This window comes from Anaerotruncus rubiinfantis (assembly GCF_900078395.1).
GTDB classification, from domain to species: Bacteria; Bacillota; Clostridia; order Oscillospirales; family Ruminococcaceae; genus Anaerotruncus; species Anaerotruncus rubiinfantis.
On sequence record NZ_FKLA01000009.1, the window covers coordinates 742,746 to 763,839 of the forward strand.

Consider the following 21,094-nt stretch of genomic DNA (forward strand, 5'->3'; position numbering starts at 1 on the left):
GGAGGACGGCCGCGCTTTCGCGCGGCCGTTTTATTGCGCCGAATTTTGCCGAGGAAAGTTTCCGGGGAAAAATAAAATTTGTGCAATCATCTGAAAACGGCGGAAAACATTTTGCTTCCTGCAAAATTGTGGTAGAATAAGCGCAGTACAAACGCCGCAGGCACTTCCCGCCGCATTGGCGGTGCGCTGCGCTTATCACACGTCAACCGGCCGGCAGAACCGATCTTCTCCGCGAAACGAAAAAGGAAGCCGCCGGTTTGAACAAAATAAAACGGCGGAAATGAAAAGGGGCTGTGCAAATGGAAAATACAATCCTTTCGCTGCAAAATGTCCATAAGACCTTCGGCGCGACAGAAGCGCTTGCCGGGATCAGCCTGGACGTATGCGCGGGGGAATTTCTCACGCTGCTTGGTCCTTCCGGCTGCGGGAAAACAACCACTCTGCGCATCATCGCGGGGCTGGAGACGCCGGACGGCGGCCGGGTGATCCTGCAGGGCAGCGATGTGACCGGCTGGGAGCCGAACCGCCGCAATGTGAATACGGTCTTTCAAAGCTACGCGCTTTTTCCGCACATGAATGTGGCGCAGAACATCGGTTACGGGCTCAGAATCCGCAAGGCAGCGAAGGCTGAAATTGCCCGCCGGGTTGCGGAGATGCTCGAACTGGTGCAGCTTCCCGGTTTTGGAGACCGCATGCCGAACCAGCTTTCGGGCGGCCAGCGTCAGCGGGTGGCGATCGCGCGCGCCGTGGTGAACGATCCGGCTGTACTGCTTCTGGACGAACCGCTCGGCGCGCTCGACCTGCAATTGCGCCGCCAGATGCAGACCGAACTCAAAAGTCTGCAAAAACGGCTGGGCATGACTTTCATCTACATCACCCACGACCAGGAGGAAGCGCTCAATATGAGCGACCGCATCGGCATTATGAACGCGGGCAGGATCCTCCAGCTCGGCACGCCGGACGATATTTACGAGCGCCCCGAGACCCGCTTCGCGGCGGAATTCATCGGGCAGAGCAATCTCATAAATGCGGTGGCGCTCGGAAAGGATTCAGACGGGAATCTGTCTCTGTCCTTCGCGGGCGCGGTCGTCAAAGCCGCCGGTCAGGCGAAGCCCGGCGAGCAGGTCACGCTTTCAGTGCGCACCGAACGGGTGCGCTTTGGGAAGAAACCGGAATATGGCTTCACCCTCTCTGGAACGGTCAAGTCCCACGCCTACACCGGGGGCATGCTGCGCACGATTCTGCTTTTGCCGGATGGGCAGGAGCTTACCGTGAGCGGCATGGGCGGCGGCGCGAGCCGCGCCGGGGTGGGCGAACAGGTCGAAATCCATTGGGAACCGTCCTGCGCTGTGATCGTCGAAAGGGGTGCGGCGGGATGAAAACAAAAAACCGGCTGGCCGCCGTCCCGTTCGCGGTCTGGACGGCGCTGTTCGTCGCGATTCCACTCGTCTATATTGTCTGCATGAGCTTTATGAGACGTGCCGAGACCTGGGGGGTGGTGGCGGAGTTTTCACTTGAGAGCTACCGCAAGATGTTTTCCCCGACCTATCTCAAGGTCTATGCCCAAAGCATGTGGCTCGCGCTGCTCACCACCCTGTTCACCCTTGGGATCGGCTACCCGTTCGCCTACTGTGTGGCGAAACTTCCGGAAAAACGGCGGGCCTTTGTGCTGCTGCTGGTGATCGTGCCGTTCTGGACCAATTCGCTCGTGCGCATCTACGGCTGGATGATCCTTCTGCGCGGCGAGGGAATCGTCAATTCTCTGCTCATCTTTCTGGGGATGACCGATTCGCCCCTGAAGCTCCTTTACAATTTCGGCGCGGTACTGGTCGGTATGGTCTACGCGCTCATCCCGTTCATGATCCTGTCGGTGTATCATGCGGTCGCCAAGCTCGACCCGGCGCTCACCGAGGCGTCGCGCGACCTCGGCGCGGGAAAATGGAAGGCCTTCTGGACGGTCACCGTCCCGCTGACCCGCGCGGGGATCATGGCTGGGTGCGTGCTGGTGTTTGTGCCGTCGGTGGGGTTGTTCTTCGTTTCCGATCTTTTGGGCGGGGCCAAAACGATGCTGCTCGGCAACCTCATCAAAAACGAGCTGCTTACCGCCCGCAACTGGCCGATGGGCGCGGCACTTTCGGTTGTGATGATGCTGATGGCGATGGCTGTCATCGCCGGTTACCGCAAGGCGTCGGGGGAGAGCAGCCTGGAGGGGATCGTATGAAGAAGCGTTCGGTCTTCTCGGAAATTTACATTGCGCTGGTGCTGCTGCTCATGTACCTGCCCATCCTTGTGGTGGTGATCTACTCCTTCAACGACACCAAGCTGTTCCACTGGGCGGGGTTCACTTTTGCGTGGTACGAAAAGCTCTTCCACAATGCGCAGATCATTTCGGCCTTCTGGACGAGCCTCGAGCTTGCGCTGACGAGCAGCCTGCTGGCAGCGCTGCTGGGGACGCTCGGCGCGGTGGGGCTCGCGGGGAAATACTTTCGCGGGCGCGGACCGCTTGAAAACCTGTCGATGATCCCGATCATGATTCCGGAAATTATCCTCGGCATGGCGTATCTGGCCTTTTTTTCGCTCATGGGGCTTTCGTTCGGGATGCTGACGCTGGTCATCGCGCATACGACCTTCTGCGTTCCGTATATCTTCATCAATGTAAAGGCGCGCCTTCTCTCGCTCGACCCGGCGCTCGCCGAGGCGGCGCGTGACCTTGGCGCCAACGGGCGGCGCACCTTTTTCGACATCACGCTGCCGCTCATTCTGCCGTCGGTGCTTTCCGGCACTCTGCTGGCCTTCGCAATGAGCATGGATGATGTGGTTATCAGCTTTTTTGCAACCGGCGCTGAGACGAGTACTCTGCCGTTACAGGTGTATTCAATGCTCAAGATGGGCGTCACGCCCGAAATCAACGCCCTTTGCACGGTGATGCTCGGGGCGGTGTTCCTGATTGTGGCGGCGTTCCGGCTGATTACGGCGCGTCGTGCGCGGCATTTATCACGCAGTTTTAGAAATACCTGATGAAAGAAGTGGAAAAAATGAAAATGATGAAACGGACCCTTGTACTGATCATGGCCGCGGCGCTCCTGTTGCTCAGCGGCTGCGGCGGTTCGGCCAAGAAGGACGACACGCTCAATATCTACACCTGGGCGGACTACTTCCCGGCGGATATCTGTGAGGAATTCACTGAGCAGACCGGCATCGCAATCAATTACAACACCTTTGAATCGAACGAAGAGATGCTCATGAAGCTGCAGGCGGGTGGCGAATACGATATCGTGCTCGCAAGCGACTACATCATCGACATCGCGCGGCAGGAGGGCCTTATCAAAAAGCTTGACAAGGAGAAGATCCCGAACTTTGGGAACATCGACCCGCAGTTCCAGAGTAAGTTCTACGATCCCGAAAACGAATACACCGTCCCCTACGCGGCGGGTATCCCGCTCATCATCTATAACCCCGACATGGTGGGGGATGTGCAGATCAAGGGCTATGAGGATCTGTGGAACCCGGCGTTCGCGGATTCGGTCGTCGTGATGGACGACGCGCGCAACGTCATTGGCATCACGCTTAAAACCATGGGCAAATCCTTTAACGAAACCGACCCGGCTGTGCTCGAAGAGGCGAAAGCGAAGCTGCTGACCCTCAAGCCGAATATCCGCGCGCTCGATTACTCGACGCCGTATAACCTGATGATCGGCGGCGAAACGGCCGTGGGTTATATGTTCACCTCGCAGGTCATCACCGTGCTCAATGAGAAGCCCGACTTCAAGGTGGTTTATCCGGAGGAAGGACTCGGATTTGGCATCGACAACATCTTTGTGCCCGAGAAAGCCCCGCATGCGGACAATGCTTTCCGGTTTCTCAACTTCATCCTGGACGGCAAGCGTTCGGCGCATATCACCGATCAGATCTTCTATATCTCCTGCAACAAAGCGGCCGCCGAACATCTGCAAAATCAGGCGCTGACCATCCCGGACGGCGCGGCGGACAGCGCGGAGTTCATCCAGGATGTGGGCGATGCGGCGCAGATCTATAACGACATCTGGACAGAATTTAAACAGAGCTGAGCGCGGCGGATTCCGACTGCAAAAAGCGCGCCCCACCCCCATAGCGGGGTGGGGCGCGTCGTGTTTTTGGGGAAAATGGCGGTCAGCTAATCGAGCAGGAGCCCGACCGGGCAGTGGTCGCTGCCCATCACCTCCGGATGGATCACGCTGTCCCGCACCCTGTCCCGCAGGCGTTCGGAAACGAGAAAATAGTCGATCCGCCATCCTGCGTTATTCTTGCGGGCGTTAAACATATAGGACCACCAGGTATACGCCCCCGTTTTGTCCGGATAGAGCATCCGGAAGCTGTCCAGGAAACCCGCGCCGAGCAGCTCGGTCATCTTCTGCCGCTCCTGGTCGGAAAAGCCCGCGCTGCCGCGGTTGGATTTGGGATTTTTGAGATCGATTTCGTTGTGGGCGACATTCATGTCCCCGCAGGCGATGACCGGTTTTTTCACATCGAGTCCCATCAGGTAGGCGCGAAAATCGTCCTCCCACCGCATCCGGTAATCGATCCGGACGAGCTCCTTCTGTGCGTTCGGCGTGTAGACGTTCACGAGGTAGAAATCATCGTATTCGCAGGTGATGACCCGGCCTTCCTGGTCGTGTTCATCAATCCCCAGCCCATAGGCGACCGAAAGCGGTTCGGTTTTTGAAAAGACAGCCGTTCCGGAATACCCTTTTTTTATGGCACTGTTCCAGTATTCACAGTAGCCTTCGAGCGGAATTTCCGCCTGCCCCTGCTGCATTTTGGTTTCTTGCAGACAGAAAATGTCCGCGTCCGCCTCTCTGAAAAAATCCAGAAAGCCTTTATTGAGACAGGCCCGCAGGCCGTTTACATTCCACGAAATCAGTTTCATTTTGACACTCCTTTCAGCACTGCTTTCAGCATATCATACCCGCGCGCCAAAGGCAATTTGCAATTGCAGAAAAATGGATTATAATGATCTAGTCAATCATGTGCAGAAAGGGAGGCCAGTATGTACGAATATTATGAAACAGCGGCCGAAGGCGTGCGGATCCGCTTTGCCGGTCCCGCGGACGTGCCGGTGATTTTGCAGTTCATCCGGGAACTTGCGGCATACGAAAAGATGCTTGATGAAGTGGAGGCCACCGAGGAACTCCTGCGGTTTTGGCTTTTTGAAAAGAAAAAGGCAGAAGTGATTTTTGCGGAAAAAGCCGGGGAAACGATTGGGATGGCGCTCTTTTTTCACAATTTTTCCACCTTCCTGGGCCGGGCGGGAATCTATCTTGAAGATCTCTATGTCAAGCCCGAGGCGCGCGGCTGCGGCGCGGGCAAGGCGCTGCTTGCATTTCTCGCGCGGCTGTGCGGGGAGCGCGGCTGCGGACGGCTCGAGTGGTGGTGCCTTAACTGGAACACCCCGTCGATCGGCTTTTACAAAAGCCTCGGTGCTGTCCCAATGGACGACTGGACCGTTTACCGCGTGACGGGCGACGCGCTTGGCAAACTTGCCGCGCAGGCGAAAACGGAGGGATCGAATTGAGAAACCGCATTTCTCCCATTGGAGACAAGAATCTCATCGGCGTGCGGGTGCGTGCGATCCGCCTGGAGAAGGGAATCCTGCAAAAAGAGCTGCTTGCGCGGTTGCAGGTGCAGGGTGTGGATATCGGCGCTTCCAGCCTTTCGAAATTGGAGGGACAGCTGCGGCCGGTGAGCGACGTGGAACTTGCAGCGCTGGCCAAAGTGCTGGGCGTGTCCTCCGATGAGCTGCTCGGCCTCTCTGAAAGATAAAAAAGATCCCCGCTCGCGCATCTGCGCGGGCGGGGATCTTTTATTTACCGCACGGGAATTTCCATGTTCCCGATCCGGATGGCGGTGAGGTCCGAAAGATCGGTCGGTACGTCAAATGGGCACTGAATGCGGAAATTCCCCTCATCGTCCAGGTGACTGGAGCGCCGGCTGGTCCCGGCGGGGCTTTTTCCCGCGCGCAGGAAACGCACCTCCGGGAAAGCGGCCGTATCAGCGGTCAGATCGGTATGTCCATGCAATTCGATCATCAGCGGGGTGACAGTGGCGCTTTCCACCGTCCAGCCATCCACAGTGAACGGGGTTTGAGCGGTTTTTGCCGGCGTGCTTTCTGAAAAGCGGAAGGTCACCGCCCATTCGCCTTCAACGAGCTCCTCGTATTCGGTGCAGTTTGCAAAGAGGCGCGCGTCCGGCGGCGGTGCTTCTGCAAGTCCCAGCGAATGTTCCTCGTAGTCCCGCGCCCCATTTGGGAACAGGCTGCTTTCGTCCTCTTGGGGGTAGTAAGCGCGGGTCAGGGCCGGATAGGAGCCGGTGGTGGTGCTGCCGTCGTTGAGCGGAGTTCCTTTCTCATCGCGCAGGTCGAAGGAGACGCGGTTATAATATCCCAACTGCCTTGTGGGTTCGGTCAGAATGCGCAGGTCGTTTTCGATAAAACCGATGTTTGTGATGCGCAGCCAGTCGATGCTGGAGAGGGATTTGGGGCAGGCGTCGAAAGCGAGGGCCGGTTCACTGCCGGTCTCATTTCGAACGGGTGATTGGGGGATATCCGATGCGGAAAGACCGGTGTCAACCGAGTCCCGCCGCGTTTCGCCGCGCAGAAAACCGCCGAGTGAGAAGGTGGTTTTGCCGTTGATACGCGCACGGTTTTCCCTGCTGATATTCCGTTTGGATTGGACACAGAAGGTGGCGGTCTGGGTTGTTTCGTCGTAGAAAATCAGTTCGTTATCGCCGCGGAAGGCTGTTGAGAGCGGGCTGTCAAGCGACCAGACGCTGCCTTTCGCATCCTTTTTCGGGAGGAGCCGCGCGATGTCCTTGGTACGCCCCCTGCCGGTCAGATCCTGCAAGGTGATATAGACGCAAGCGTCCTGGCCGTCGTTGATGGCGGCGACCAGCTCAAGGCGGATACCGTTGCTTTCGCAGGCGCGTTCAACCGGTGTGAGCAGACGGGCGACATCCTGGCCAACCACATCGAGCAGGTCGCGGAAGCCCGGCACCACGGCGGCGAGCGTCCCGACCGAAAGCAGTACCGCCAGGCAGGCGGCGAGCAGAACCGCCGCCGGACGCAGCCGCGCGGGAGGGCGCGCCGCGCGGGAGGGCGCGCGCCGCCCAGGATCGCGTTTTGCAGGCGTGGGGAAAGCTTTATTTCTGAAAGGCGGGAATCGATCACATCCCGGATGCGTTTCTCATTCATCGTAATACCATCCTTTCAGCGCGTCGCGCAGTTTCTGCCGCGCGCGGGAAAGCCGGGTGGAGACGGTCGCCTCCGGCAGATGCAGGATTTCGGCGATCTCGGCCGTTTTGAACTGCTGATAGTAGTAGAGCAATACGGCTTCCCGATATTTGGGCGGCAGCTTCATGATTTCGCGGATGAGCGTGTCGTCGGTTTCGGTTTCGACATTTTCCGGGGAAGGGATCTCCGCAAGCGCTTCCTTCACATCCACCCGGCGCATCCAGGCGCCGCGCAGATAGTTTTTGCAGGTGTTGATCGCGATGCGCATGATCCAGGTGCGTTCGCTGCTCCGGCCCGAAAATCCGCTCCAGCTTTTGTGGACTTTCAGGAAAGTGTCCTGCACCGCGTCCTCCGCAAGATGCAGGTCATGCAGATAGAGAAACGAGAGACGCAGCAGCTGGTCGCCATATTCGGTCATCAGCCGTTCCATATCCGGCTTTTGCGGCGTTTCAATTGTGAGCAGGAACATGCGGACCCCTCCCTTGTTATCTATTGGACACCGCGGCGTGGGAAAACCTTTCACAGATTTTCAAAAAAGTTTGACGCATTTACACGGACGAAGGAAAGCGGTATAATACAACACGTGGAATCTAACTTTAACAGGGGGACATTGCAGATGAAAACGGGACTGGTCCTCGAAGGCGGCGGTATGCGCGGGCTCTACACCATCGGCGTGCTCGACTGCTTTATGGACCGTGATTTCAAGACGGATTATGTCATCGGCGTTTCGGCGGGCGCATGCAACGGCGTTTCTTATGTTTCGGGTCAGCGTGGACGCAGCCTGCGCATCGACCAGAATTATCTGATGGACGAACGGTATGTCAGTGTGAAGAGCTTTCTCAAAACAGGATCGATGTTCGGAATGGATTTTATTTTTGATGAAATCCCGCACCGGCTCGACCTGTTCGATTATGAAGCGTTTCACAAAAATCCCTGCGAATTCGTGGCGGGCGTGACCGATGCGGTCACCGGAAAGCCGTTTTATTTTTCCAAGGAAGCGATCCAACCGGGTGACAGCACCGTGCTGCGCGCTTCTTCCGCCATCCCGGTGTTTTCCCCAATCGTGGAGTTTCGCGGTGGAAAATATCTCGATGGCGGTACATCTGACCCGATCCCGGTGCGCAGGGCGCTCGCGGACGGCTGCGACCGGCTGATCGTGGTGCTCACACGTGACCGCGGCTATCAAAAGCCGCCGGAAAAGTACCGCGCGCTCTACCAGCATATCTTCCGCAAATACCCCGGCATGGTAGAGGCGCTCGACCGCCGGCACGAAATCTATAACGAAACGCTCAACCTCATCCGGCAGCTTGAGCGGGACGGCGTCGCGACGGTGATCGCGCCCGCCGCGCCGATGAAGATCGGGCGGTTTGAGAAAGATATGAACCGGCTGATGGCAGTCTATAAGGACGGCATGGCCGACGCGGCCGCGTTCCTCGCCAAATGGAATGGGGAATCGGCGGTGTGCGCGGGAAAAGAAAGCTGAAAAGACCGCTGCCGGTTTTCCGGCGGCGGTCTTTTGCCTTTCAGTATAGAAGCACGCTTCCAACGGCGGTCTCCCCGAGCGGTGCAGCCGCGGCAAGCGCGATTTTGGCGGCAAGCCCGGTGCAGTGGCAGGGATGGATGGCGGCGGGGCGCTTTTCCCGCAGGAAAGCGCAGACCCCATCGAGCTGATCACGCGGCGGATGCGGCAGGTGAAATCCGCCCACGATATCCAGAATCCGGTTTTCACCGGTGTATTCAGCCGCATAGTCGATGATGTTGCAGATGCCGCTGTGCGAGCAGCCGGTGATGATGACGATCCCATCGTCGCGGCGGTAGACGAGCGCGGTGTCATCCGGCAAAAAGTCCGGCGCGCCGTTTTGCATCCCGCAGCTTCGCGCTTCAAAGGCATGGCGGCGCGGGATCTCTCCAAGCCAGGTGAGCCGTTCGGTCAATGCGACTGGCCCGCGGGAAAATTGCGGCGCAAACGCTGCCTGGAAAGCTTCCCGGTTCATTGCAAAGCCGCATTCATCGCCGTCAATGACACGTGGTTCAAGCGCCTCCGGATGCATCAGCACCGGAACCCTGCGGCCCTGCGTGCGAAAGAGTTCCGCCAGCGGGATCAGTCCGGCGGTGTGGTCGTTGTGACCATGGGAGAGGGCAATGAGGTCGGCTTTGGTGGGATCGAGACCCATCTTCCGGGCATTTTCCAGCAGCAGGCCGGAAAATCCTGTGTCGAAAAGGATGGTTTTGCCTTCCGACTCCAACAGGATGGAAAGTCCGGCTTCGCCGCGATAGGAATCTCCGCAGAGGATGGTGTTTTCACTCAGAATTGTCAGCTTCATTCTGTTTGCCTCCACAAAATCATAAGATGGTATCATTGTGCACTGCGGATAGGGCGCCCGGACCATAGTTTGGCATAATGGCGCATTGGGACGGGAGCGCCAAAGGCGCGGATCGTCCCGCGCATAAAAAGGTATAATAACCGCTTCGCGGGAATTGTGCCGCCATTGCGAAGCGCGGCGGCATAATGGCGCATTGGGACGGGAGCGCCAAAGGCGCGGATCGTCCCGCGCATGGGAAGGTATGATAACCGCTTCGCGGGAATTGTGCCGCCATTGCGAAGCGCGGCGGCATAATGGCGCATTGGGACGGGAGCGCCAAAGGCGCGGATCGTCCCGCGCATAAAAAGGTATAATAACCGCTTCGCGGTTATTATACCTTGCTTTTCAATGATTGTCTATCGTATAATGAAAGAAAAAAACATAAGGAGGGCTACGGCATGAACTATCTGATCATCGGTTCCGGCGCGACCGGCGGCTGCATCGGCGGCTATCTGGCAGCGGCGGGCAAGGACGTGACCTTTATTGCGCGCGGCGCGCATCTGGCAGCTATGAAGGAACATGGGTTTCTGCTGCACGGAACCCGGATGGGCGAAGTGAAGATCGATCCGGTGCAGGCCTGTACGGCTGAGGACTATACCGGGAAAGCTGATGTGATCTTTCTGTGCGTCAAAGGATACGCGCTCGAAGGGGTCCTTCCGCTGATGAGCAAGGCAGCCAAACCGGATAGTATCATCGTGCCGATGCTCAACATTGTGGGCACGGGCGGCGCGCTGCAGGAGCGTTTCCCGGAATACACCATTCTTGACGGCTGCATTTATATCGGTTCCTATATCAACGCGCCGGGCGAGGTGACCCAGACCGGCGACACCTTCCGAGTGGTTTACGGCGAACGGGAGGGCAGTGCCCATGCGGCGCAGCTGGCTGCGATCGCAGACGATCTGCGCGAAGCGCGTATAGATCCGGTCGTATCGGAGGATATTCGCAGCGCGGCCTTTGCAAAATACTGTATGGTATCGCCCTACGCGGCGGTGGAAGCGTATTATGATATCCTCACTGAGCCGCTGCAGAAGCCGGGCAGGGAGCGCGATCTCTATGTCGCGCTGACCAGGGAAGCCATTGCGGTCGGCCGCGCAATGGGACTCACATTGGCGGATCAGATTGTCGATGACAATCTGATGCAGGTGGACGAATCCACGCCTGACAGCTCCGCCTCAATGTATAAGGATTTGAAACGCGGCGGGGAAAGCGAAATAGACGGGCTGCTTTTTCAGGTGGTGCGCCTGGCGCGGCAGTACGGCGTCAGTGTCCCCAATTATCTTATGATTGCTGAAAAGTACGGTTACCAAGGCTAAGCGCCGTGGGCGCGGACTGGGGTGGGGCTATGATCGTTGAGATTTTCAAGAACATCATCCTCAATATCAGCCTGCTGGTGCTGATCGCCTACCTGTTGACAAAAATTCCACTTGTCAAGGAGTTTATTACGAATGACCGGGAAAGACTGCTGGCGCAATGCGCCATGGCGGTCTTTTTTGGCCTGATCGGAATCCTTTCCACCTATACCGGCATCCGGGTCAACGACGCCATCGCAAACACCCGGGTCATCGGCGTGATCGCGGGCGGGCTGCTTGGAGGGCCGGTTGTGGGCATCGGCGCCGGCGTGATCGCCGGACTGCACCGCTATCTCATCGATATCGGCGGTTTCACAGCGGTAGCTTGTGCTGTCTCGACCATTGTGGAAGGATTGATCGGCGGGGTTTGCTACCAGTACATGAAACGCGCCAATAACAGCGCCGCCTTCGCGGGGGCGGTCACGCTGGCGGCGGAGATCATCCAAATGCTTATCATTCTGCTGATCGCGCGGCCGTTGGAGGAGGCCTGGCGGCTGGTGGCGATCATCTCAATGCCGATGATCCTCTTCAATTCCATCGGCGTGATGATCTTTGTGGGGATCTTCGATTCAGTCTTTATCGAGCAGGATCGGGAGGCCGCCAACCGTATCCGCCTGGTGCTGAACATTGCGGACCGGTGCCTGCCGTACCTGCGCCACGGCCTTTACGACAAGGCGAGCCTGCACTCCGCCGCCGAGATCATCCGCAGGGAATCCGGCGCGGCGGGCGTACTCATCACCGACCGAAGCGCTATTCTGGCCCGTTCGGGGGTGAAGCTGCGGGAACCGGACGGCGGCTGCCCGCTGCCGCAGGTGGTGCGCAAAACGATTGAAAGCGGACAGGTGCGGATTGCGGAGGAAGCGGAGGAAAGCGACCTGCTTTATGAACGGCTGAAGCTCCAGACGGCGGTCTGCGCGCCGCTCACGCGCGGTGGGTTGGTTATCGGGGTGCTGGTGCTTTTCATCCGTAAATTTAAGCTCACGCGGGAAGTCGAGCAGGAATTTGCAAGCGGGCTGGCACGGATCTTTTCCACCCAGCTGGAACTTTCCGAGGTCGAAAACCAGAAAAAACTTTTGCAGAAGGCGGAGTTTGCCGCGCTGCAAAGCCAGATCAATCCGCATTTTCTGTTCAACGCGCTCAACACGATCACCGCTTTCTGCCGGGAAAAGCCGGAACGCGCGCGGGAGCTGCTGATCGTACTGAGCAATTATTTCCGCAATACCCTGCAGACCGGCCATTATATGATCCCGCTCAAAAAGGAACTGGAACATGTAAACGCCTACCTCGAACTGGAAAAAGCGCGGTTTGAGGAGAAGCTGCAGGTGGAGGAGGAGATCCCGGAGGGGCTCAGTTGCACGGTGCCAAGCTTCATCCTCCAGCCGATTGTGGAGAACGCTGTCAAGCACGGCGCGATGCGCGGCGCGGGGGTCGGAGTTGTCCGGATCAGGGCGGCGCAGAAAAAGAATGAAATACTCATCACCGTGCAGGACAACGGCAAAGGCATCCCGCAGGAGGTGGTGGACCGGCTGTATCGGGGAGATATGGGTTCGGGTTCAGTGGGGCTTTCCAATGTGCATAAACGGCTCAAAAGCATCTACGGGGAGGATTACGGGCTGATGATTTCCACCGCGCAGGAAGGCACTGAGATTGGAATTCGCATTCCGCGCGTGAAAAAGAGAGGGGAAGATGCATGAGAATTGCGATCATTGATGATGAACGCCCAAGCCGCAGCGAGCTGAAGCATTTGATCCTGCAGACGCTGCCGGACGCCGAAATTGATGAGGCGGACAGCGGAGCCGAGGCAGTGGAGCTCGTTTCCGGAAAAAAGAGATACGATGCGCTGTTTGTCGACGTGCACCTGGGAGATATGGAAGGCACCACCCTTTCGCTCATGCTCAAAAAACTGCAGCCGCACGCGCAGATCGTCTTTGCGACCGCTTATGACGCATATGCCGTCAAAGCATTCGAGATCGACGCGGCGGATTATATCGTAAAGCCATTCGATCCCAAAAGAGTCGCACAGGCGCTTGCCAAAATTCAGGGGCGGCTCGCGCCGTCCTGTGCGCCGGAGCCGCCCAAAGGCGAGGCGGCGCTCGGCAAGCTTTCAATCCTCTGCGAAAAACGGATGGTACTGGTGGACATTCCTTCGATCGCCTACATCGAGACCGACACCCGCTCGTGCGTGCTGCATACGAAAGACGGCGACTACACCAGCGCCCAGCCGCTCGGCTACTTTGAAAAAAAGCTCGTCCCGGCGGGCTTTTTCCGCAGCCATAAGAGCTATCTTATCAATTTGGAATACGTCACCGAGATCTATCCGTGGTTCAATGGCATGCTTTGCGTCAAGCTGCGCGGCTATGAAAATGAGAACCTTCCGGTCAGCCGCAAGAACGTAAAATCCCTCAAGGAGATTTTTGAGGGGTGAATGGTGCATTTGAACCATCATTTTCAACCGTTCGCCGGAAAATATAAACAGTTTAACCGAAAAGCGATGCGAAACGCCTTTGTTTTTTATAGAATGAGAGTGTAAAAAAGGGCCGGGAGGCGGCCCTTTTGAGAAAGAAGAGGAGGCGTTAGAATGATTACCTTTGTCCTTTGTATCGTATTGCTGATCGTGGGATTTATGACCTATGGCAAGGTCGTGGAAAAAGTGTTCGGTCCGGATGACCGCGAGACGCCTGCAGTTTCTCTGGCGGATGGCGTCGACTACGTCCCGATGGGCAACAAGCGTATTTTCCTCATCCAGCTGCTCAATATCGCGGGGCTCGGCCCGATCACCGGCGCTTTGATGGGCGCCCTGTGGGGCCCGGTCGTTTACCTCTGGATCGTGTTCGGAACCATCTTCGCGGGCGCCGTGCATGACTACATGACCGGCATGCTTTCGATGCGCAACCGCGGCGGGAGCATCTCGGAGATCGTCGGCACCTACCTTGGCGGCGGTATGAAACAGGTCATGCGCGTGTTCTCTACCTTCCTGCTGCTCATGGTCGGAACAGTTTTTGCGGTCGGTCCGTCGGCTCTGCTCGCAATGCTCACGCCGGAATCACTCGACAAAAATTTCTGGCTTGTCGTCGTGCTGATCTATTACTTCCTGGCGACCCTCTTGCCGATCGACAAGCTCATCGGCAAGATTTACCCGTTTTTTGGCGCCTGCCTCATCATTATGGCAGTCGGCGTCGGAATGGGGCTTGTGATCTATAATATCACCGGCTTCGGCGGATTTGGCGAAACCGCGCTCACCATCCATATGCCGGAACTGTGGGACAATTTTGCAAATCTGCATCCGTCCGATATGCCGATCTGGCCGTTTATGTTCATCACGGTGGCCTGCGGCGCAATTTCCGGCTTCCATGCGACCCAGTCCCCGCTGATGGCGCGCTGCCTCAAATCCGAGAAGGGCGGCCGCAAGATTTTCTACGGCGCGATGGTTGCGGAAGGCGTCATCGCCATGGTGTGGGCAGCGGCCGGCGTCTGCGTCTACAATTCCACCGGCGGGCTGTCTGCAATGCTCAATGACCCGAATATTGGCCCGAACGGCGTGGTCTACAACACCTGTATGTCGATCCTTGGCCCGGTCGGCGGCGTGCTTGCCATGATCGGCGTCATCGCCTGCCCGATCTCTTCGGGTGATACGGCATTCCGTTCCGCGCGGCTCACCGTCGCGGACTGGTTTAAGATCGACCAGCATCCGATCAAGCAGCGTCTCGCACTTACTATCCCGGTGCTCGCGTTCGGCGCGATCGTAGGCGGCTTCGTCGATTACGCAATTGTCTGGAGGTACTTCTCCTGGTCGAACCAGACCCTGGCCATGATCGCCCTGTGGGCGGCGGCGGTCTATCTGTGGCAGCAGAAGAAGGCCTACTGGATGGCGGCCATCCCGGCGACCTTTATGTCGGCGGTCAGCGCCACCTATTTCCTCGCAGCCCCCGAATGCCTCGGGCTGATGCGGGCCGGACAGCTTGGGCTGGCCTATGGCATCGGTGCGGTGATCGCGGCAATTTTCCTCGCCATATTCCTCAAAACCACCGTACTGAGCAAAAAAGACACCGCTGCAGCGGCATAGGATTCCCTTTCCCAATCCCATTTGATAAAAAGGAAACAGCACCGTCCATATGGACGGTGCTGTTTCCTTTTTCCGCGGCGGGCCTTTTCTTCGGGCGGGGTTTGTGCTATGATACTTTCCAGAATAAATTTCAAGAAGGGAAGGGACTCCAAAATGTCTTATCTGCCAAGCATTGCACAGGCCCAGGAACTGCTGGAACAGTATAATCAGGAACCGTTCCACCTGCGCCACGCGGCGATCGTTTCGGGCGTGATGGCCTATTTTGCAAAGGAATATGATCCGGACAACCTGATTTTCTGGACGGTCGCGGGGCTTCTGCACGACCTCGACTTCGAGCAGTTTCCCCAGGAGCACTGTATCAAGGGCCAGGAGCTGATGCGGGAGGCGGGCCTTGACGAGAAGCTCATCCGTGCCTGCGCAAGCCACGGCTGGGGAATTACGGTGGACCTGAAGCCGGAGCATATCATGGAGAAGGTCCTTTACGCGACCGACGAGCTCACCGGGCTGATCGGCGCGGTTGCGATCATGCGTCCGTCGAAAAGCGTGAGCGACCTCGAGCTCAAATCGGTCAAGAAGAAATTCAAGGACAAAAAGTTTGCGGCGGGCTGTTCCCGCGACGTGATTGAAAAAGGCGCCGAGTTGCTTGGATGGGAGCTCGACGACCTTATCCAGCGCACGATCGACGCGATGCGCAGCCTCATCGGCGTGATTGATGGAATCTGAACCGAAAGCGGCAAACACCCCGGATGCTTTTGCATCCGGGGTGTTTTTGCATCTTGGAGGCGGTTTTGGGCAGGATGGTGGTGGAAAGGTTGACCGGGCGGGAAAGAACCCGTATCCTAAAGACAGAACAGATCTGTTTGATGATGATAACACCTGCTGGGAGGAGGGGATTTATGAAGATCACCATAGAGCAGGATGCGGCCTGCGCGGAACCTGAGGTGAAAATCACCTGCAGGGAAATGGACGAAGGGCTTTTGCGGATTGTCGCGGCGCTGCGGGCGCTGGATCACAAGCTTTCGGGTATTTCGGAAGGGCGTACCTTCGTCTTTGAACCGGACGAGATCTATTACTTTGAAAGCGTTGACAAACGCACCTTTCTTTACACCGCCGACCGGGTGTGCGAGACGCCGCTGCGCCTCTACGAGCTGGAGGGTAAGCTGTGCCATGGGGATTTCTTCCGCGCATCCAAGTCGGTCATTGTAAATCTGTCCCGCATCCGGATGCTCAACCCGATGCTGGGCGGCAAGATCGAGGTCGTTTTGGAAAACGGGGAACGCCTGATGGTTTCACGCCAATACGTGCCCATGCTCAAGGAGAAGCTGGGACTTTAAGGGAGGTTTTTTTGTGAGTAAACTGATAAACTGGGCAATCGCTTTTAAACCGCTGATGCTTATGTATTTTGCGGCGGGGGTGTTTATCATGATGTTCTGGGATCTCATCTGGGGGCGTGCCGGCAGCCTGCCGACCGTGCTGCTCTGGCAGATCTTTCTCGCGGCGGTGCTGCTGACCATCACGCATCTGGGCTTTTTTCCGGAGAATAAGCCGTTTTCCAGACGGGATTTTGTGCTGCATATCCTCTGTAACTATGTGATCATGGCAGCTATGGCTTTTGGCTTTGGCTGGGTTTCGGCGGCCACATTCCAAAGCGCCGTCGTTTTCACTGGGATCTTTGCGGTGTTTTATGCGGCGGCGTTCACCGGGTTTTATCTCTATTACCGGGAACTGCGCGGCCAGCTCAATGAGAAGCTCATGCAGTATAAGCAGGGTTGAATTTAAAACGGGCCGGGATATTTGTATCCCGGCCCGTTTTCCGCTATAATGAACGAAAAGCAAACAGAATCTGAAAAAAGAGGAGATTTTCGCATGCGCATCCTGCATACCTCCGACTGGCATCTGGGCATCGCATTACATGGCGTGCCGCTGCTTGAAGACCAGCGGGAGATGGTTGCCCGGCTCATCGAAACGGTGCGGGCGGAAAAAATAGACGCGGTCGTTGCCGCTGGCGACCTGTTTGACCATGCGGTTGCACGGCCGGAGACGATCGGACTTTACAACGACGCGATGGTCGCGCTCTGCCGGGACTGCCGCGTGCCGGTTCTGGTGATCGCCGGCAACCATGACGGCGCGGCGCGGCTCGCATCCTGTTCGGTACTTCTGCGGGAGGCCGGACTCTATGTCTCGGGCAGATTGACCGATCCGGTGGAGCCGGTTGTCATCGGCAGCGCGGCGTTTTTTCTGCTGCCGTACTTTAATACCGAAGAGGCGCGGTATCTCTATCCGCAGGAACAGATCCGCGGCTATTCGGACGCGATGGCCGCCGTGACGAAGCGGATGCGGGACCGTTTTTTGCCGGACCGGTGCAACATTCTGGCCGCGCACTGCTTTGCTTGCGGGGCTGAGGTGTCGGAGAGCGACCGCGCCGCCGCGGTCGGCGGTGCGAGCCAGGTCGACCCGTCGGTTTTTGAAGGGTTTGATTATGTCGCGCTGGGACACCTGCACCGCGCGCAGCAGTTCGGCGCGGCCCGTTACAGCGGTTCTCCGCTTGCCTATTCCTTTTCGGAGGCGGGGCAGGAAAAGTCCTTCACCATCTTCGACACGGACGACGGTTCGGTGCGGGAAGTCCTGGTCGCGCCCCGGCGGATGCTGCGGGTGCTGTCGGGAGAGTTCGACCGGGTATACGAGGCGGCGCAGCTGGACGAAAGGCGGGAAGACTATCTTAAAATCGAGTTGACCGACTGTTACGCGGGACTCGAAAAACTGGAACTGTTTCGGGAAATTTATCCAAATCTGCTGCTCTTGACCGGCAGGGCGGCACAGATGGAGGAGAATGCCGGAAGCCTTACGGTGGAGGAACTTTCGCATATGGGTCCGCGCGAGCTGGTGACCCGGTTCTGCACCGAGGTGGCTGGCGAGGCCCCGGACGAGGAACAACTCGCGTGGTTCGATGAGGCGGCGCGGGAAACCGAAGGGGAGGTGGCGCAGTGATCCCGGTTTCGATCACCTTTGAGGCGTTTGGACCGTATGTGGAAAAGCAGCAGGTCGATTTTGGGCGGTTTATGCCCGGGGGGCTGGTGCTCATCCACGGGGAGACCGGCGCTGGAAAGACGGTTATCCTGGATGCGATGACCTACGCGCTCTACGGCCGCAGCAGCGGAGGCGCGCGCGGCGACCTCGCGGCGATGCGGTGCCTGACCGCGCCGGACCTCGCGGCGATGCGGTGCCTGACCGCGCCGGACAGCGCGGTCACAAGGGTGGAATATATTTTCGATCTGCGCGACCGGCGATACCGGTTTGCGCGGTCGCTGAAGGTGCGCAAAAAACGTTCCGGCGCGCTCGAATACCTGCCGGAACAGCAGGCCTGGTTCCTCGACGGAGAGGGGAACTTCGCGCCGTTTTTTGAAAATCCGCGCCTGCGGGATGTGGAGGGCAAAGCGCAGGAATTGATCGGCCTTTCCTATGAGCAGTTCTGCCAGGTTATGATCCTGCCGCAGGGCCAGTTTGAAAAACTGTTGGTCGCGCGGTCGGATGAAAAGGAAGCGGTGCTCGTGAGCCTGTTCCATGCCGAACGCTGGCAGCAGATTGCGGAACGGCTCTGCGCAAAGGCGAACCTGATGCGTCAGAAAATCGACGCGGAACAGCTCTCGATGAAGGCCGCTCTGGAGGGATTTGGCTGCGCGGACACGGAGGAGCTCGCCGTCCGGCTTGCCGGTGTGGAGCGCGCGCTTGGAGAGATGCGCTCGGCGCGTGAAGCGCTTGCGAAGGAGCTCTCTCTGCGGCGGGAGGCGCTTGAAAGAGCGGTACAGGCTGACCGGCTGTTTTCCGAGCAAAAAGAAAAACGGGCGGTGGTGGATACTTTTGAAAAGAACCGCCCTCTTTACGAGGAGGAAGCGCGCAAGCTTGCGCTTGCTTTGGCGGCGGCGCGGCTGATCCCGGCATGCGAGCGGCAAAATGCCTGCCGCGAGAAGGCTTGCCGGTGTGAAGCGGCGGCCGAAGAGGCGGCGCAGGAACTTGCACGGGCCCAGGCGGCGCGGGACGCCGCACAGGAAAGGCTGTCAAAGCTGGAAATTTCGCGGCCGCAAAACGAACAGGCAAAAGCGGAGCTTGCGAAACTCTCGGCGCTTCGGGAAAGTTATGAAAAGCTCGAAGGCGCAAAGGCGGCGGCAAAGCAGGCGCAGGAATTTTGGGAAGCGGCGGATGGCGCCGCGCGCGAACAGCAGGCGGCGCTGGAGGAAGCCACACGCCGGCGGGACGGTCTTGCGCAGGAACGCGCGCGGCTCTTTGAAGCGTTTACAGCAAAGCTTCCGGCCCTGAGGGAGACGCTCGCCGCGCGGGAACGCGCGCGGGAATTTTTGGAGCGGCGCGCCGCGCAGATGGAACAGCTTGCGCGGGATGAGGCGGAAAGCGCGGCCCTTCAGGCACAGAGGGACGCTTGCCAATGTGCGCTTGAGCAGGCAGAGGCGGAATATGCCGCCTGCAGCCGCCGCTATTTGGACGACGCGGCTGGCCGGCTTGCACAGTCGCTTGGGGAGGGCGCGCCCTGCCCGGTCTGCGGCAGCCCGCACCATCCGGCGCCGCACCGGTCAGCGGAAAACGGGCCTTCCCGGGCCGCGCTCGAAAAATTCGGGGAGCAGGTGCAGGCGGCGCGCCGGGCACTTGCGGATTGTGAGGCGCGCTTTGCTGGGACGGCCGCGCGCCTTTCCCAGCAAAGGGAAGCCCTCTTTGTGCTCGGCAGGGAGATGGAAAAGCTGCCGCCGTATGATCCAAAAGAACACGCCGCCGCGCGGCAGGAACTGGAAAATGCGCTGGAACAGGACGCAGAACGCGCGGCGCTTTCCCAAAAGCTGCAAATGGCGGAGGAAGCGCTCGCGAAACTGGCAGAGCGGTCGGAGCCGCTGCGGCAGGCATTGACGCAGGCCGTCCAGCAGAAAGAACGGACGGCGGCACAGTACCAGGCGCTTTTGTCCCAGCGGGACGCGGCGGCCGGGGATCTTCCCGGGCTGTGCGGCCGGATTGAGACGCTTTCGAAAAACATTGCGGAATTCGACCAATTTTATGAGCGGGCTGGACATGCGCATTCGCAGGCCGCACAGGAGCTGGCGCGCGCAGAGGAAGCCGCCCGGCATCTGCGCGCGCAGGCCGGCGAGACGCTGAAGGAACAGAAAGCGGAACAGGAACGCCTGCGGGAGATGCTCGAAAACGAGGGATTTTCCGACGTGCGGGAGGTCTATGAGGCGGCGATCCCGGAACCGCAGCGGCAGGCGCGCGAAACACATCTGCGGCGGGAGCGGATGCAGTGGGAAGCGGCGCAGGGCCGCCTGCGGGAGCTCGCGGGACAACTCGATGGACAGGAGCCCCCCGATCTCGCGGCAATGCGGCGAGATCTGAAATCGCGGGAAACGGAAAAGGAAACGCTTGATTTTAAATGGGGCGAACAGCAGCAGGAATGCGAGCGGATCGCTGGGACGCTTGCCGCGCTTGAAAAACGCGGCAAGGCGCTTGTCGAAAAGCGCGCGGTCTATGACCGGCTTTCCGGGTTTGGTAAGCTTCTGCGCGGGGACAGCGGGGTAAGCCTGCGGCGGTATGTGTTGGGCGTGATGCTTTCGTCGATCACCGCCGAGGCCAACCGGCTGCTCAAAAACGTGCACGGCGGCCGCTATCAGCTTTACCGAACGCTCGAAGGGAGCGGCCGCTCCCGCAAGGCCGGGCTCGACCTGGAGGTGCTTGATGCGCATGCGGGCAAGCGCCGTCCAGTGGCGGGGCTTTCCGGCGGGGAGAAATTTTTGGTTTCGCTGTCCCTTGCGCTGGGGCTGTCCGCTGTGGTACAATCCCAGTCGGGCGGTATCCGTATGGACGCGATGTTCATCGACGAGGGGTTCGGTTCGCTCGATCCGGGTTCGATCGCGGACGCGCTCGATGTGCTTGCCTCGGTGCGCGGATCGCGCAGGTTGGTGGGAATCATCTCCCACGTGGCGGCGCTGCGGGAGAATATCGACGCCTCGATCGAGGTGGTCAAGGAACGGGCGGGGAGCCGGCTGGTGCTGCACGCCTGACC

20 protein-coding genes are annotated in these 21,094 nt (G+C 58.6%); 16 read left to right on the forward strand and 4 right to left on the reverse strand.

What is annotated here, in order from left to right; all coding sequences use genetic code 11:
• Window positions 1-299: 299 nt before the first annotated feature.
• From BN4275_RS09110 to BN4275_RS09125, 4 genes are read left to right on the forward strand one after another with little or no spacing between them, the layout of a single operon-like run.
• Complete coding sequence (locus tag BN4275_RS09110) at window positions 300-1,379, forward strand: ABC transporter ATP-binding protein (RefSeq protein WP_066457084.1); 1,080 nt, start codon at window positions 300-302, stop codon at window positions 1,377-1,379.
• A complete protein-coding gene (locus tag BN4275_RS09115; RefSeq protein ID WP_066457086.1) occupies window positions 1,376-2,221 on the forward strand; it encodes an ABC transporter permease in 846 nt (281 codons plus the stop codon). Before BN4275_RS09110 ends, BN4275_RS09115 begins: the two co-directional genes overlap by 4 nt.
• On the forward strand, window positions 2,218-3,018 hold the full coding sequence (locus BN4275_RS09120; RefSeq protein ID WP_066457088.1) for an ABC transporter permease: 801 nt from the start codon (window positions 2,218-2,220) through the stop codon (window positions 3,016-3,018). The genes BN4275_RS09115 and BN4275_RS09120 overlap by 4 nt, the downstream gene beginning before the upstream one ends.
• 17 nt (window positions 3,019-3,035) lie before the next feature.
• Window positions 3,036-4,067 carry a polyamine ABC transporter substrate-binding protein gene (locus tag BN4275_RS09125; protein WP_079988352.1) on the forward strand — a complete coding sequence of 344 codons (1,032 nt, stop codon included), beginning with the start codon at window positions 3,036-3,038 and terminating at the stop codon, window positions 4,065-4,067.
• Between the two features lie 86 nt (window positions 4,068-4,153).
• On the opposite strand, the gene BN4275_RS09130 is transcribed toward BN4275_RS09125, so the two are convergent.
• On the reverse strand, window positions 4,154-4,906 hold the full coding sequence (locus BN4275_RS09130; RefSeq protein WP_066457090.1) for an exodeoxyribonuclease III: 753 nt from the start codon (window positions 4,904-4,906) through the stop codon (window positions 4,154-4,156).
• A 120-nt stretch (window positions 4,907-5,026) separates the two neighbouring features.
• On the opposite strand from BN4275_RS09130, the gene BN4275_RS09135 reads away from it, so the two are divergent.
• Window positions 5,027-5,551, forward strand: a complete 525-nt coding sequence (locus tag BN4275_RS09135) for a GNAT family N-acetyltransferase (protein WP_066457092.1) — start codon at window positions 5,027-5,029, stop codon at window positions 5,549-5,551.
• Window positions 5,548-5,799, forward strand: coding sequence for a helix-turn-helix domain-containing protein (locus BN4275_RS09140; protein WP_066457095.1), 252 nt, complete (start codon window positions 5,548-5,550; stop codon window positions 5,797-5,799). The genes BN4275_RS09135 and BN4275_RS09140 overlap by 4 nt, the downstream gene beginning before the upstream one ends.
• A 44-nt stretch (window positions 5,800-5,843) precedes the next feature.
• On the opposite strand, the gene BN4275_RS09145 is transcribed toward BN4275_RS09140, so the two are convergent.
• Both BN4275_RS09145 and BN4275_RS09150 read right to left on the reverse strand, forming a co-directional pair.
• Complete coding sequence (locus tag BN4275_RS09145; protein WP_066457098.1) at window positions 5,844-7,031, reverse strand: hypothetical protein; 1,188 nt, start codon at window positions 7,029-7,031, stop codon at window positions 5,844-5,846.
• 186 nt (window positions 7,032-7,217) lie between these two features.
• Entirely contained in the window at window positions 7,218-7,733 is a 516-nt protein-coding gene (locus tag BN4275_RS09150; RefSeq protein WP_066457105.1) for a sigma-70 family RNA polymerase sigma factor, read from the reverse strand.
• A gap of 147 nt (window positions 7,734-7,880) precedes the next feature.
• Here BN4275_RS09150 and BN4275_RS09155 point away from each other — a divergent pair, with 147 nt between their 5' ends.
• Window positions 7,881-8,747: a patatin-like phospholipase family protein gene (locus BN4275_RS09155; protein ID WP_066457107.1), complete on the forward strand. Its 867-nt coding sequence runs from the start codon at window positions 7,881-7,883 to the stop codon at window positions 8,745-8,747.
• 40 nt (window positions 8,748-8,787) lie between these two features.
• On the opposite strand, the gene BN4275_RS09160 is transcribed toward BN4275_RS09155, so the two are convergent.
• A complete protein-coding gene (locus BN4275_RS09160; RefSeq protein WP_066457110.1) occupies window positions 8,788-9,588 on the reverse strand; it encodes an MBL fold metallo-hydrolase in 801 nt (266 codons plus the stop codon).
• A 437-nt stretch (window positions 9,589-10,025) separates the two neighbouring features.
• Between BN4275_RS09160 and BN4275_RS09165 the strand changes: the two genes are divergently transcribed.
• The 9 genes from BN4275_RS09165 to BN4275_RS09205 all read left to right on the forward strand — a co-directional run bounded on the left by BN4275_RS09165 (window position 10,026) and on the right by BN4275_RS09205 (window position 21,092).
• Window positions 10,026-10,940, forward strand: a complete 915-nt coding sequence (locus BN4275_RS09165; protein WP_066457112.1) for a ketopantoate reductase family protein — start codon at window positions 10,026-10,028, stop codon at window positions 10,938-10,940.
• A 29-nt stretch (window positions 10,941-10,969) separates the two neighbouring features.
• A complete protein-coding gene (locus tag BN4275_RS09170; protein WP_066457118.1) occupies window positions 10,970-12,670 on the forward strand; it encodes a LytS/YhcK type 5TM receptor domain-containing protein in 1,701 nt (566 codons plus the stop codon).
• Window positions 12,667-13,401, forward strand: coding sequence for a LytR/AlgR family response regulator transcription factor (locus BN4275_RS09175; protein WP_066457119.1), 735 nt, complete (start codon window positions 12,667-12,669; stop codon window positions 13,399-13,401). The genes BN4275_RS09170 and BN4275_RS09175 overlap by 4 nt, the downstream gene beginning before the upstream one ends.
• A 153-nt stretch (window positions 13,402-13,554) precedes the next feature.
• Window positions 13,555-15,039, forward strand: a complete 1,485-nt coding sequence (locus BN4275_RS09180; RefSeq protein ID WP_066457121.1) for a carbon starvation CstA family protein — start codon at window positions 13,555-13,557, stop codon at window positions 15,037-15,039.
• 153 nt (window positions 15,040-15,192) lie between these two features.
• Window positions 15,193-15,762: a hydrolase gene (locus BN4275_RS09185; protein ID WP_066457124.1), complete on the forward strand. Its 570-nt coding sequence runs from the start codon at window positions 15,193-15,195 to the stop codon at window positions 15,760-15,762.
• 173 nt (window positions 15,763-15,935) lie between these two features.
• A complete protein-coding gene (locus BN4275_RS09190) occupies window positions 15,936-16,373 on the forward strand; it encodes a LytTR family DNA-binding domain-containing protein (RefSeq protein WP_066457126.1) in 438 nt (145 codons plus the stop codon).
• 13 nt (window positions 16,374-16,386) lie between these two features.
• Window positions 16,387-16,812, forward strand: coding sequence for a DUF3021 family protein (locus BN4275_RS09195; RefSeq protein WP_066457128.1), 426 nt, complete (start codon window positions 16,387-16,389; stop codon window positions 16,810-16,812).
• 93 nt (window positions 16,813-16,905) lie between these two features.
• The gene (locus tag BN4275_RS09200) at window positions 16,906-18,027 is read left to right on the forward strand and encodes an exonuclease SbcCD subunit D (RefSeq protein ID WP_066457130.1); all 1,122 of its coding nucleotides are present in this window, start codon (window positions 16,906-16,908) and stop codon (window positions 18,025-18,027) included.
• Window positions 18,024-21,092, forward strand: coding sequence for an AAA family ATPase (locus BN4275_RS09205; protein WP_066457132.1), 3,069 nt, complete (start codon window positions 18,024-18,026; stop codon window positions 21,090-21,092). The genes BN4275_RS09200 and BN4275_RS09205 overlap by 4 nt, the downstream gene beginning before the upstream one ends.
• The last annotated feature ends 2 nt before the right edge of the window (window positions 21,093-21,094 follow it).